General features: G+C 57.0%; 9 protein-coding genes. 8 read left to right on the top strand and 1 reads right to left on the bottom strand.

The annotated features are described in order from the left end of the window. Nucleotides 1-7 precede the first annotated feature (7 nt). The 6 genes from prc (at nt 8) to G5533_RS10765 (ending at nt 11,916) form a co-directional block, all read left to right on the top strand. Entirely contained in the window at nt 8-2,023 is a 2,016-nt protein-coding gene (gene prc / locus G5533_RS10740) for a carboxy terminal-processing peptidase (RefSeq protein ID WP_421255127.1), read from the top strand. A 144-nt stretch (nt 2,024-2,167) separates the two neighbouring features. Beyond that, nucleotides 2,168-4,792 carry an aminopeptidase N gene (gene pepN / locus G5533_RS10745; RefSeq protein ID WP_421255128.1) on the top strand — a complete coding sequence of 875 codons (2,625 nt, stop codon included), beginning with the start codon at nt 2,168-2,170 and terminating at the stop codon, nt 4,790-4,792. 70 nt (nt 4,793-4,862) lie between these two features. Beyond that, entirely contained in the window at nt 4,863-5,084 is a 222-nt protein-coding gene (locus G5533_RS10750) for a DUF2835 domain-containing protein (protein ID WP_033136823.1), read from the top strand. A 278-nt stretch (nt 5,085-5,362) separates the two neighbouring features. Then, on the top strand, nt 5,363-10,201 hold the full coding sequence (locus tag G5533_RS10755) for an NAD-glutamate dehydrogenase (protein ID WP_441254782.1): 4,839 nt from the start codon (nt 5,363-5,365) through the stop codon (nt 10,199-10,201). A 77-nt stretch (nt 10,202-10,278) separates the two neighbouring features. Beyond that, nucleotides 10,279-11,289 carry a quinone-dependent dihydroorotate dehydrogenase gene (gene pyrD / locus G5533_RS10760; protein ID WP_421259758.1) on the top strand — a complete coding sequence of 337 codons (1,011 nt, stop codon included), beginning with the start codon at nt 10,279-10,281 and terminating at the stop codon, nt 11,287-11,289. Between the two features lie 90 nt (nt 11,290-11,379). Next, nucleotides 11,380-11,916, top strand: coding sequence for a cell division protein ZapC (locus G5533_RS10765; protein WP_441254783.1), 537 nt, complete (start codon nt 11,380-11,382; stop codon nt 11,914-11,916). Here the strand turns inward: G5533_RS10765 and G5533_RS10770 are convergent. Further along, nucleotides 11,904-12,224: a hypothetical protein gene (locus G5533_RS10770; RefSeq protein WP_254204265.1), complete on the bottom strand. Its 321-nt coding sequence runs from the start codon at nt 12,222-12,224 to the stop codon at nt 11,904-11,906. The two genes, G5533_RS10765 and G5533_RS10770, sit on opposite strands and share 13 nt — an antisense overlap. Before the next feature lie 72 nt (nt 12,225-12,296). On the opposite strand from G5533_RS10770, the gene G5533_RS10775 reads away from it, so the two are divergent. Together G5533_RS10775 and ykgO are read left to right on the top strand one after the other, a co-directional pair. Beyond that, complete coding sequence (locus G5533_RS10775; protein WP_042055007.1) at nt 12,297-12,560, top strand: type B 50S ribosomal protein L31; 264 nt, start codon at nt 12,297-12,299, stop codon at nt 12,558-12,560. Continuing rightward, nucleotides 12,561-12,686, top strand: coding sequence for a type B 50S ribosomal protein L36 (ykgO, locus tag G5533_RS10780; RefSeq protein WP_123173069.1), 126 nt, complete (start codon nt 12,561-12,563; stop codon nt 12,684-12,686). The last annotated feature ends 125 nt before the right edge of the window (nt 12,687-12,811 follow it).

The following is a 12,811-nucleotide window of genomic DNA, read 5'->3' on the forward strand; positions in this document are numbered from 1 at the left end:
GAGACAAATGTTGAAGCATGGCGTAATTCGTTTTTCCCTCGTAGCCTGTAGCCTGGCGCTTGCCGGGCTTGCACAGGCCATCGAGCCGGTGCTCAAGGAGAGTGATTTGCCTGTGTTGGCTCAAGAGAGCCAACATGCTACGGCCAGCAAGCGAATTACCAATCTGTTTACCCGCTCGCACTACAAACAGTTCAAGCTGGACGATGCCTTTTCCTCCGTGATTTTCGATAAATATCTGGAGAATCTGGACTACAGCCGCAACCTGTTTTTGGCCTCTGATATCAGCCGTTTTGAAAAGTACCGTAACGGTTTTGACACCGACCTCGAAAGAGGCCGTCTGGCTCCCGCCTACGAGATGTTCAACCTGAGTCAGCAACGGCGTTATGAGCGGTTCGAATACGCCCTCAAACTGCTTGATACTCCCTTTGATTTCACCCAGCCCGACAACTATGTGTTCGATCGGGAAGGGGCGGCTTGGCCCAAAGATGAAGCAGAGCTCAACGAGCTGTGGCGTCAGCGGGTCAAGTTCGATGCCCTGAGCCTCAAGCTCAGCGGCAAGGAGTGGCCCGAGATCAAGGAACTGCTTGGCAAGCGTTACAACAACGCCATCAAGCGGATGTCCCAGACCGAGAGCGAGGATGTCTTCCAGCTCTTCATGAACTCCTTCGCTCGCGCCATCGAACCACACACTAGTTACCTCTCCCCGCGCAGTGCCGATCGTTTCAACACCGAGATGAACCTCTCGCTGGAGGGGATTGGTGCCGTGTTGCAGGCGGAAGATGACTTTACCGTCATCCGTTCTCTGGTGCCCGGTGGCCCGGCTGCCAAATCCAACCATCTCAAACCCGATGACAAGATCACCGGGGTGGGGCAGGAAGATGGCAAGATTGTCGATGTGATCGGCTGGCGTCTTGATGACGTGGTTGAGCTCATCAAGGGGCCCAAGGGGAGCAAGGTCAAGCTGGAGATCCAGCGCGGCAAGGGCGCAACCGCCAAGACCGAGCAGATCGAGCTGACCCGCGACAAGGTGCGCCTTGAAGACCGGGCAGCCAAGTCCAAGGTGATTAACGCCGAAGGCAAGAAGATAGGCGTCATCGAGATCCCGAGTTTCTACGTCAATCTGCATGATGACGTGATCAAGGAGCTCTCCAGCCTGAACAAGAAGAAGATCGATGGCTTGATCATCGATCTGCGCGGTAACGGCGGTGGCGCCCTGACTGAAGCTTCCGCCCTGAGCGGTCTCTTCTTTGCCAGCGGGCCCGTGGTGCAAATTCGTGATCACATGGGCCGTATCACGGTCAATGGCGATGACGATGGCAACGTCTACTACGGCGGCCCGATGTCGGTGATGATCGACCGCTACAGTGCCTCGGCCTCCGAGATCTTCGCTGCCGCCATGCAGGATTATGGCCGCGCGTTGATTCTGGGTGAAAACTCGTTCGGCAAGGGGACGGTGCAGCAGCATCGCAGTCTCGCCAAGGTCTATGACTTTTACGAGCAGCCGCTCGGTCACGTGCAGTACACCATCGCCAAGTTCTACCGGATCGACGGTGGCAGCACCCAGAACAAGGGCGTTGCGCCGGATATCAGCTTCCCGACACCGGTTGCTCCGGAAGAGACGGGCGAAAGCCGTGAGTTCAATGCGTTGCCGTGGGACAAGATTGCCTCCGCCAACTACGAGAAACTCGGCAACTTCGCCAGCGTACTGCCCAAGTTGCAGGCGGCGCACGATGCCCGGATCGCCAAGGATCCCGAGTTTGCCTATGTGATGCAGGACATCGCCGACTACAAGGAGGAGAAAGACAAGAAGTCGGTCTCCCTCAACGAGGCGGAGCGTGTTGCAGAGCAGGCGAAACAGGATGAGAAAGCGCTCAAACGTACCAACGAGCGTCTGGCACGTCTTGGGAAGCCGGCGGTGAAGAGTCTGGATGAACTGCCCGCTGATTTTGAAGCACCCGATGAGTATCTCATCGAAGCGGCCAATATCACTGCGGATCTGGCCAAGGTCAGCAAACGCAGCTGACAAGGCGACCTCCAATGCACAAGGGCGACTGCGGTCGCCCTTTCTTTTTGTCTGACGTATTTGACGTAATGCAAATTGTTTGACCCCACCAGTTGGTTGTGACAGCCTCTTTCTCGCCTTTAACAAGCGTGGAAGCAGACAATAATGACCGATCACTCCCAGGCCATGACGGCCAAATATCGCCAGGATTATCAGGCGCCGCTCTACTGGATCGACACCATCGACCTCGATTTCCAACTGCAGGAGCCGCTGACCCAGGTCACCGCCATCACTCGCATTCGCCGCAACGGCGAGCACAATGCGCCGCTCGTCCTCGATGGTGAGCAGCTGACCCTCAAAAGCGTTGCCATTGATGGCATACCCTGTGACCACTACGAGCAAGGCGAGAGCAGTCTGACCCTGTTCAACCTGCCGTCCGAATGTGTGCTGACAATCGTCACCCTGCTGGATCCGGCTGCCAACACCGCGCTGGAAGGGCTTTACAAGTCTGGCGATGCCTACTGCACCCAGTGTGAAGCGGAGGGTTTTCGCCGCATTACCTATTATCTGGACCGCCCCGACATTCTGGCGCGTTACAGCACCCGCATTACCGCCGACAAAGCCCAGTTCCCCTTCCTGCTCTCCAATGGCAACAAGGTCGACAGCGGTGATCTGGATGGCGGCCGTCACTTCGTGCAGTGGCAGGATCCTTTCCCCAAACCCAGCTACCTGTTTGCGCTGGTGGCCGGTGATTTCGATGTGGAGCGCAGCCACTACACCACCAAGAGCGGCCGCAAGGTTGCCCTCGAGATCTTCGTCGACAAGGGCAACCTCGATCGCGCCGGTTTTGCCATGGAGAGCCTCATAAACTCCATGCGCTGGGACGAACAGCGTTTCGGCCTCGAGTATGATCTCGACATCTACATGATCGTCGCAGTGGACTTCTTCAACATGGGCGCCATGGAGAACAAGGGGCTCAACATCTTCAACTCCAAGTTCGTGCTGGCCAATCCGGCCACCGCCACCGACAGCGACTACCACGGTATCGAACGGGTGATCGGTCACGAATATTTCCACAACTGGACCGGCAACCGCGTCACCTGTCGAGACTGGTTCCAGCTCAGCCTGAAAGAGGGGCTGACAGTATTCCGGGATCAGGAGTTCTCCTCCGACCTGGGCTCCCGTGGTGTCAACCGCATCAACAACGTGCGTACCGTGCGCGGCCCGCAGTTTGCCGAAGATGCCGGCCCCATGGCGCACCCGATCCGCCCGGATGTGGTGATCGAGATGAACAACTTCTACACCCTGACCGTCTACGAGAAGGGGTCGGAAGTGATCCGCATGATGCACACCCTGCTGGGTGAAGCTGCCTTCCAGGCCGGCATGCGTCTCTACTTCGAGCGTCACGACGGCTCGGCCGCTACCTGCGATGATTTCGTGCAGGCGATGGAGGATGCTTCCGGTGTGGATCTCGGTCGTTTCCGTCGCTGGTACAGCCAGTCCGGCACCCCCGAGCTGACCGTTACCGACGAGTACGATGCCGCCAGCGGTATCTATCGCCTCCATGTAAGCCAGCACACCCCGCCGACTCAGGATCAACCGCAAAAGCTGCCGCTGCATATCCCTCTCGATATCGAGCTATATGACGAGCAGGGTGCTGTCATTGCGCTGCAGTATCAGGGCAAGGCCATCGGCAACGTGCTCGATGTGCTGGAAGCGGAGCAGACCTTCGAGTTCGATCGGGTGCCGGTCAAACCGGTTCCCTCCCTGCTGCGGGACTTCTCCGCGCCGGTCAAGCTGCACTATGACTACAGCGACGAAGCGCTCGCCTTCCTGATGCGCTTTGCCCGCAACGAGTTTGCCCGCTGGGATGCGGCCCAGATGCTGATCAACAAAGCAGTCATCGATGGGGTGGCACGGGTCCAGCATGGGCAGGGGGTTGAGCTCTCCCAAACCCTGCTGGCCGCCTTCGTCGCCATTCTGGACGACAGCGATCTCGATTTGGCCCTCAAGGCGGAGCTCCTGGCGCTGCCCGGTGAAGCGACCCTGGCCGAGCTGTTCGAGGTGGCCGATATTGATGCCATCCATCAGGTGCGCGACGCGATCCACACCCGTCTTGCCGAGGCCTTTGGCGCGCGTTTGGCGGCAACCTATCAGAGTCTGCGTCTGAATGGTTATCAGGTGGTGCATGCCGACATGGCCAAACGGGCCCTCAAAGGGGTGGTGCTCGGCTATCTGGCTGCGCTGGATGCGGAGCATGCTGATGCGCTGGTGCGCGAGCAGTATGCAACTGCCGACAACATGACCGACACCCTGGCGGCGCTGCAGGTGGCCAACGGCTATCTGTTGCCATGCCGCGCTGCGCTGCTGGCCGATTTTGAAGGCAAGTGGGCCAAGGATGGACTGGTGCTGGACAACTGGCTGCGGCTGATTGGTAGCAAACCGGCTGCCGATGTTCTTAGCGAAGTGAAACAGGCGATGAATCACCCCACTTTCAGCATTCGCAATCCGAACCGGCTGCGGGCGCTGATCGGCAGCTTCGCCATGAGCAATCAGGTGCAGTTCCATGCGGTGGATGGCAGCGGTTACCGCTTCCTGACCGATCTGCTGATCGAGCTCAACGAGGTCAATCCGCAGGTGGCCTCCCGCCTCATCACTCCGCTTATCCAGTTCAAGCGACTGGATGAGGTGCGAAAGGCCCTGATCCGCGCCGAGCTGACCCGTCTTGCCAACCTTGAGGGGCTGGCACGGGATCTGTTCGAGAAGGTAAGCAAGGCGCTGCAGCAGTAAGTGTCGACGGGGCAGGGGCGTGAATGCGCCTGCCCCTATTGTGTGATTTGTCGTGTGATCAGGAGCAAGTGTGAAGCAGTTTACTTTTCGGCTCTCATTGAGCAGTGACGAGGTGATGCTGATGTATCAGGGCCATGCCAGACGGCTGGTGGTGCGCAGCGAACAGGGATTGACCCTGGAGCTTGGCATAGAAAAAATACGCCCCTTTGTCGCCATCAATGGTGTGCATGGCTATTTTCGGCTGAAAACCCAGGACGATTACCGCTTTATCAGCCTCGAACGCATAAATTAACAAAAATCGAACAGATTACCGACTGTTTATCTGCTTTGCGTCACTATCTATCCGGTAAACTGGCACAAAGGTAGTGGGAATTTCTGTATTTTTGGTTATTTGCAAAATTTCTCACAGTTTAAGCCGTGATCTGCACCTTGTTTTTAACATCTCGTTAGCACCTTTCCTCGCCTTCCCTTATCCAAGCCATTACACTTCGCAACAACTCTGCACCAGCGGGTAACCAGGGTGGTTGCCTCTGCGTCGGTGGTTAATGTCGTCCGATAAGGAATATAAAAATGGCATTGAAAGACGCCCCTACCTCAGTTCTGCTCGAAAACGTTCTCAGCCTGATCCATCAAAAGTTGCCCAAAAACAGCGCCTCTCTGGTCGAGCGCTTCGTTGCCAAGTTCTACGGCAACATGGCGAGCTCCGACCTGCACGATCGCAATGACAGCGATCTCTACGGTGCGGCCCTGAGCCTGTGGAATGCCCTCAATCAGCGCAGCGGTACCGATCCCTACATCCGGGTCTACAATCCCGAGCTGACCCGTCACGGCTGGCAATCGCCCCATACCATCGTCGAGGTGATCCTGCAGGACTCGCCCTTCCTGGTGGACTCCATCCGGATGGCGCTCAAGCGGCTCAATATCACCGCCCACATGATGCTGCACCAACCGCTGCACCTCATTCGCGGTGCGGATGGCAAGATTGACGCCATTCTGGCGCTCGACAACACCGACGGGCAGACCTCGGTTGAAACGGCCTTCCTTATCGAGATCGATCACCTCACCAGCGAGGAGCAGATGGCCGCGCTGGCTGCCGAGCTCAACTCGGTGGCAGGTGAAGTGGCACTGGCAGTCGGCGACTGGCAGCCCATGCTGGCCAAGCTCAATGAGATCATTGACGAACTGCCCAAGCGCAAGCACCCGGTCAGCAAGGAGGAGGTGGCCTCCTGCGTTGCTTTCCTCAAATGGGTGGCTGCCCACAACTTCACCCTGATGGGTTATCGCCGTTACGACGTCAAGGCGGTGGAGGGGGATCACGAGATCCTGCCGCAGGCGAGCTCCAGCCTGGGGCTGATGAAAAACTCCATCAAGGAGGTGGGTCAGCGCCTTGGCAACATGCCAGCCAGCGCCCGTCACGCCGCTCTGAGTTCTGATCTGCTGATCCTCACCAAATCCAACAGCAAGTCCCGGGTGCACCGTCCGGCTTATGTGGATTACATTGGCATCAAGCGCTTTGACGAGCATGGCAAGGTGATCGGGGAAGATCGCTTCATCGGCCTCTACGCCTCTTCCATCTACAACACCAGCGCGACCCAGATCCCGCTCATCAGCCATCGTCTCGAACGCATCATGGCCGCCTCCGGTCACGAGAAGGGCTCCCACGCCTACAAGGCGCTGCTGAACGTATTGGAAACCTATCCCCGTGACGAACTGATCCAGGCCCGCGAAGAGGAGCTGCTGGCTACCGGCCTTGGGGTGCTGGAGATGCAGGAGCGGGACATGCTGCGGCTATTCGTGCGCCGGGATGTCTATGGTCGCTTCTTCTCCTGCATGGTCTATGTCACCAAGGAGCGCTACAACACGGCGCTGCGGATCAAAACCCAGCAAATTTTGCAGAAATATTTTGGCAGCAATGAAGAGGTGGAGTTCAACGTCTACTTCACCGAAGGCGTGCTGGCGCGGACCCACTACATAGTGCGGGTCAACAACAACAACGTGGATGTGGATGTGAACGAAGTACAGAACAACCTGATTGAAGCGGCCCGCAGCTGGGACGACAGACTCGACTCCGTGCTGCTCTCTCACTATGGTGAGGCCCGTGGCAACGAGCTGCGCCGTCGTTTCAGCACTGCCTTCCCTCGCGCTTACAAGGAAGATGTGCTGCCTGGCTCTGCCGTGGCCGACATCATGGCGCTCGATAACCTGAGCGAAGCCGAGCCGCTGGGCATGCTGTTCTACCGCGCCCAGGAGGAGGAGAACGACCGTCGGGTACGGCTCAAGCTGTTCCATCGCACCGAACCCATCCACCTCTCCGATGTGCTGCCGATGCTGGAGAACATGGGGCTGCGGGTGATCGGCGAGACCCCGTATCAGGTACGCACTCCGGGGGGCGATCTGTTCTGGATCCTCGACTTCTCCATGCTGCTGCATGGCGAGCAGCCCTTTGATCTGGCCCAGAGCCAGCAGCGCTTCCAGCAGGCGTTTGCCGCCATCTGGAACAAGCAGCTGGAAGATGACGGCTTCAACCGGCTGGTGCTGGGGGCGGGTCTCACCGGCCGCCAGGTGTCGGTGCTGCGCGCCTATGCCAAATACATGCGCCAGACCGGCGTCTCCTTCAGCCAGTCCTATATCGAAGAGACCCTGACCCGTTACCCTGATATCGCCCAGCTGCTGTTTACCCTGTTTGAGCAGCGCCTCGACCCGGCTGGCAAGCAGGATGCCAAAGCAGAAACCAAGTTGCATGAGGAGCTTGCCACCAAGCTGGATCAGGTCGCCAACCTGGACGACGATCGCATCATTCGCCGCTATGTGGAGATGATCGACGCTACCCTGCGCACCAACTACTACCAGCTGGACAAGGCGGGCAACATCAAGCCCTACATCTCCTTCAAACTGGCTCCCTCCAGCATCACCGACATGCCGCTACCGCTGCCGAAATTCGAGATCTTCGTCTACTCGCCGAGGGTGGAAGGGGTGCATCTGCGCTGGGGTAAAGTGGCTCGTGGCGGTCTGCGTTGGTCAGATCGCAAAGAGGACTTCCGCACCGAAGTGCTGGGTCTGGTGAAAGCCCAGCAGGTGAAGAACACCGTCATTGTGCCGGTGGGGGCAAAAGGCGGCTTCTACTGCAAACAGATGCCGGCGGGGGCGCCCCGTGCTGTCATCCAGGAGGAGGGTAAGGCCTGTTATCGCCTGTTTATTCGTGGCCTGCTCGATGTGACCGACAACATCATCGGCGGCGAGGTGATCCCGCCCAAATCCGTGGTGCGTCACGATGAGGATGACTACTACCTGGTAGTCGCCGCAGACAAGGGCACAGCCACCTTCTCGGATATTGCCAACGAGATCAGCCTCGAATACGGTCACTGGCTCGGCGATGCATTCGCCTCCGGCGGCTCGGTCGGTTACGACCACAAGAAGATGGGCATCACCGCCCGTGGTGCCTGGGAGTCGGTCAAGCGGCATTTTCGTGAAATTGGCGTCAACTGCCAGACCACCGACTTCACTTGCGTGGGGATTGGGGACATGGCCGGCGACGTGTTCGGCAACGGCATGTTGCTCTCCGAGCACACCCGGCTGGTGGGCGCGTTCAACCACATGCACATCTTCGTCGACCCCACTCCGGATGCGGCCAAGAGTTTTGTCGAGCGCCAGCGCCTGTTCGATCTGCCGGGCTCCAGCTGGGATGACTACAACCGCGAGCTGATATCACAGGGGGGCGGCATCTTCCTGCGCTCGGCCAAGTCCATCAAGCTGAGCCCGGAAATACAAACCCTGCTCGGTACCGACAAGGCCAGCATGGCACCGAACGAGTTGATCAAAGCGCTGCTCTGCCTCAACGTCGATCTGCTGTGGAACGGTGGCATCGGCACCTATGTGAAGAGCGCTCGCGAGAGCGATGGGGAAGTTGGGGATCGCAGCAACGACGCACTGCGAGTCAACGGCCGCGATCTGCGGGCCCGTATCGTGGGTGAGGGGGGCAACCTCGGCTTTACCCAGCTCGGTCGGGTGGAGTACGCCAGTCAGGGCGGTCGCATCAACACCGATTTTACCGACAACGTCGGCGGTGTGGATTGCTCCGACAACGAGGTGAACATCAAGATCCTGCTGAACCAGTTGGTTGCGGCAGGGGATCTGACCCTCAAGCAACGTAACCAGATGCTCTACGAGATGACCGACGACGTGGCGCAGATCGTGATCACCAATGCCTATCGCCAGTCCCAGTCCATATCGGTCACCAGCTTCCGCGGTTCTGAACAACTTAAAGAGCAGCAGCGCTTCATTCAGGGGCTGGAGCGGGAAGGCAAGCTCGATCGTGCACTGGAGTTCCTGCCATCCGATGAGGAGCTCTCCGAGCGGATGGCGGCAGGGCAGGGGCTGACCCGCCCCGAACTGGCGGTGTTGGTGGCGTACGGCAAGATGGTACTGAAAGAGCAGCTCAACTGCCCGGAAGTGACCGACGAGCCCTTCCTCGCCAACATGCTGGTCACCAGCTTCCCGGCCAAGGTACAGCAGCAGTTTGGTGCCCAGCTGGCCGATCACCCGCTACGCGGCGAGATCATCGCTACCCGGGTTGCCAACATGCTGGTTAACGACATGGGGCTCAACTTCGCCAGCCGGATGAAGGACGAAACCGGTGCCTCGGTCGCCGAAGTGGCCTGCTGCTTTGCCATGGCCCGCGAAGTGTTTGGCATGAACCAGCTGTGGCGCGATATCGAAGGGTGCGACAACCTGGTGGATGCCCAGACTCAGCTCGAGCTGATGTTCTACAGCCGCCGGATCGTGCGCCGTGCCACCCGCTGGTTCCTGCGCGCCCGCAATCGCAGCTGGAGCATCAGCGAGAACATCGCCTTCTTCCGTCCGGCGTTCGAAACCCTCGGTCAACACCTCTACGAGGTCATGGATGAGAGCGAAGTGGCCGAGCATCGTCAGGCTGTAGCCAAGTGGATGGAGAAACAGGTGCCGGAGGCCATTGCCCGTCAGGTAGCCCATATGAGCAGCCTCTTCTCCAGCCTGGATCTGGCGCAGATTGCCGCGGAGCACAAGACCGATATCCTGCGCGCCGCCAATGTCTACTATCGCCTCGGGGCCAAGCTTGATCTGCACTGGTTCCTCGACCAGATCAACCATCAGCCGGTCGGCAACCACTGGCAGGCGATGGCGCGTGCCTCCTTCCGCGAAGATCTTGACTGGCAGCAACGCAGTCTCACTTCTGTGGTACTGGAAGGGTGCAAAGATCAGGGAGAATGCGCTACCATACTGGCCGACTGGATTTCGGAGCATGAGCAACTCTTGTCCCGTTGGACCCACATGTTGGCCGACTTCAAGACCACCAGTACCCACGAGTTCGCCAAGTTCTCGGTGGCCTTGCGAGAGTTGAACCTGCTCCAGTTGAATTGTCGGGCACTTTAATTACCAGATTAAGGCATGGCACCGACATTACACCCAAAGCCCCGGCCAGTTGCCGGGGCTTTCTTTAAGGAGCAAAGATGTTGTACCCCATCGCCAGGCATTTCCTGTTCAAGCTCAATCCGGAACAGGCTCACGATATCTCCATGAAATATTTGCCCCGCCTTCTCGGTACGCCACTCGATTGTTTCTTCCGCCAGAATTTGCCGAAACGCCCCGTCACTGTCATGGGGCTTTCTTTTGCCAATCCGGTGGGATTGGCGGCCGGTCTGGATAAAGATGGTGAGTGCATTGACGCGCTGGGCGCCATGGGATTTGGCTTTATCGAGGTCGGTACCGTCACCCCCAGACCCCAGAGTGGCAATGACAAGCCGCGCCTGTTCCGGGTTATTCCGGCAGAGGGGATCATCAACCGGATGGGATTCAACAACAAGGGGGTGGATCATCTGGTGACCAAGGTAAAAGAGGCCAAATATCAGGGGGTCATCGGCATTAATATCGGCAAGAACAAAGACACTCCCATCGAGCAGGGCAAGGATGATTACCTGATCTGCATGGACAAGGTTTATGATCATGCCGGTTATATTGCCGTCAATATCTCTTCCCCCAACACCCCGGGGTTGCGTTCGCTGCAATATGGCGAGGCGCTGGATGAGTTGCTGGCCGCCCTCAAGGTGCGTCAGCAAGAGCTGGCCGCCCAATATAAAAAGTACGTGCCGCTGGCGGTTAAAATTGCCCCGGATTTAAGCCTTGAAGAAATAGATCAGGTGGCCGCTTCGTTGGTACGGAATGGTATTGATGGGGTTATCGCCACCAATACCACCCTCGAGCGTGAAATGATTTATGACATGCCCCACGCCGGTGAAGCTGGTGGCCTGAGTGGTCGTCCGCTACAGCACAAGAGTACCGAGGTGATCCGTCATCTGGCCAAGGCGCTCAATGGTGCTCTGCCAATTATCGGGGTGGGTGGTATTGATAGTGCCATGGCTGCCCGTGAAAAGCTGGCTGCCGGTGCCAGTCTGGTACAAATTTATAGCGGCTTTATTTATAAAGGGCCGGGGCTGGTCAAAGAGATTGTGACCAATATTTAAGAAATAGATGGAGGAGCCCTTTATTTGACGTTGCTGATTTCCTGCATATGGAATAAAGTCAACTGGTAATTATCAAGTAAGGGCTCCAACATGTTTATTCAACCGACCGATAGCTGGCAATGGCACTATGATGCCCAGAATGACCGTCTGATGTTGGACCTGTCTGATAACATGTTATTTGCGACCGAGTATAAAGGGCGACAATTGGTGCCCAGCTCGTTTGCGACCCAACCTTTTTGTGTCGATGATGCAGCCCTCTATTATCAATTGATGGATAAAGCAGCCGAACTCGAGTGGAGTATTCCCCATCAGGTACAGCTGGTGCTTAATGCCATCGCGGTCAGTCGTTTTTATAAACCCCTGATGCCGCAAAGCTGGTTTTTTAGTGAACAGCATCCGCAAGTGATCCCGCAAAACGGTGATCTGGTCTTGATGAATACACCCCATGGCAACGGTGAATTTATGGTCATTGAGGCTGGGGAGCAGGCCAGCGTCTGTTTGAACCTCACTGCCGAGCTGGTATTGACCACCAGTAAAACCTTGCCGCGTTTCGGGGTGATCAAGGTGATGAATAACCGGATGAAGCCGCGTATTACCGTGACCGAGCAATATCGTCAGGTCAGTTGATATCTTTTCACCAATCTTTTTATCTCTGTGATTACACCGCTGCCTCTTTTTACTGTTGTCACCTCAATCGCGCCTCGTTTCTGATACTTCATTGATCCGCGTACATATTGCCCATTCTCATTGATCTTCATGGTTGTGATCCAGCCTCTCTTGAGGCTTGTTACATCCACTTGCACCTTGTGTTCTAACCCACGCAGTATCTTGGTCTTCCGTGCTGCAAGCATGGTGTCTTCCTCTTGTTTCGTTCTGCTTGCGTAGTGTCTCCCCCTAACTATCAACACATCACTCACTGCAGCGATGTTCTTCATACGACATTTTTTGCTTGAAACGAGAGCTATTCTCACTCACATTTTGTTATAACATAACAAAATGGAGTTGCCATGAAGTCTCATATTCACCCGGATTATCGTTTGGTGCTGTTCCATGACACGGCGGCAGATGCCTTTTTCCTGGTCGGTTCAACCATCAAGAGCGATCGCCGCTATACGTGGCAAGACGGGAAGGAGTATCCCTATGTATCGCTCGATGTTTCCAGCCAGTCGCACTCGTTTTATACCGGCAAGCAGAAGCAGGTTTCTAGTGAGGGAAGTGTTGCCCGTTTCAACAAGCGTTTTGGCGCATTTTCAAGCAAGAAGGAGTCCTGAATGCAGGTCGTCTGTTCACTCAAATCCGCACGGGCGCGTCATCCCGATTGTCAGTTGGTGCGCCGCCGCGGCAAATTGTTCGTGATTTGCAGAAGCAATCCCCGTTTCAAGGCTCGCATGAAGTGAGCCGCTAAATGATGTCTGGCCCCATGATCTCGCCATCGGGTAGTCATGGGGCCTTTTACCTTTATCGCCCCATATCAATCTGTTTCCATCCTGCTGTTTGCGCCGACTTTTGCATGCTCCAGTCC

Origin of the sequence: Aeromonas sp. A600620 (genome assembly GCF_029479985.1) — a bacterium.
GTDB lineage: Bacteria > Pseudomonadota > Gammaproteobacteria > Enterobacterales > Aeromonadaceae > Aeromonas > Aeromonas veronii_A.

Coding starts and splice junctions, on each gene's coding strand:
- G5533_RS10765 (WP_441254783.1), top strand. CDS start 11,380: ATGTTTATTCAACCGACCGATAGCTGGCAATGGCACTATGATGCCCAG.
- G5533_RS10770 (WP_254204265.1), bottom strand. CDS start 12,224: ATGAAGAACATCGCTGCAGTGAGTGATGTGTTGATAGTTAGGGGGAGA.
- pepN (WP_421255128.1), top strand. CDS start 2,168: ATGACCGATCACTCCCAGGCCATGACGGCCAAATATCGCCAGGATTAT.
- G5533_RS10755 (WP_441254782.1), top strand. CDS start 5,363: ATGGCATTGAAAGACGCCCCTACCTCAGTTCTGCTCGAAAACGTTCTC.
- pyrD (WP_421259758.1), top strand. CDS start 10,279: ATGTTGTACCCCATCGCCAGGCATTTCCTGTTCAAGCTCAATCCGGAA.
- G5533_RS10775 (WP_042055007.1), top strand. CDS start 12,297: ATGAAGTCTCATATTCACCCGGATTATCGTTTGGTGCTGTTCCATGAC.
- ykgO (WP_123173069.1), top strand. CDS start 12,561: ATGCAGGTCGTCTGTTCACTCAAATCCGCACGGGCGCGTCATCCCGAT.
- prc (WP_421255127.1), top strand. CDS start 8: ATGTTGAAGCATGGCGTAATTCGTTTTTCCCTCGTAGCCTGTAGCCTG.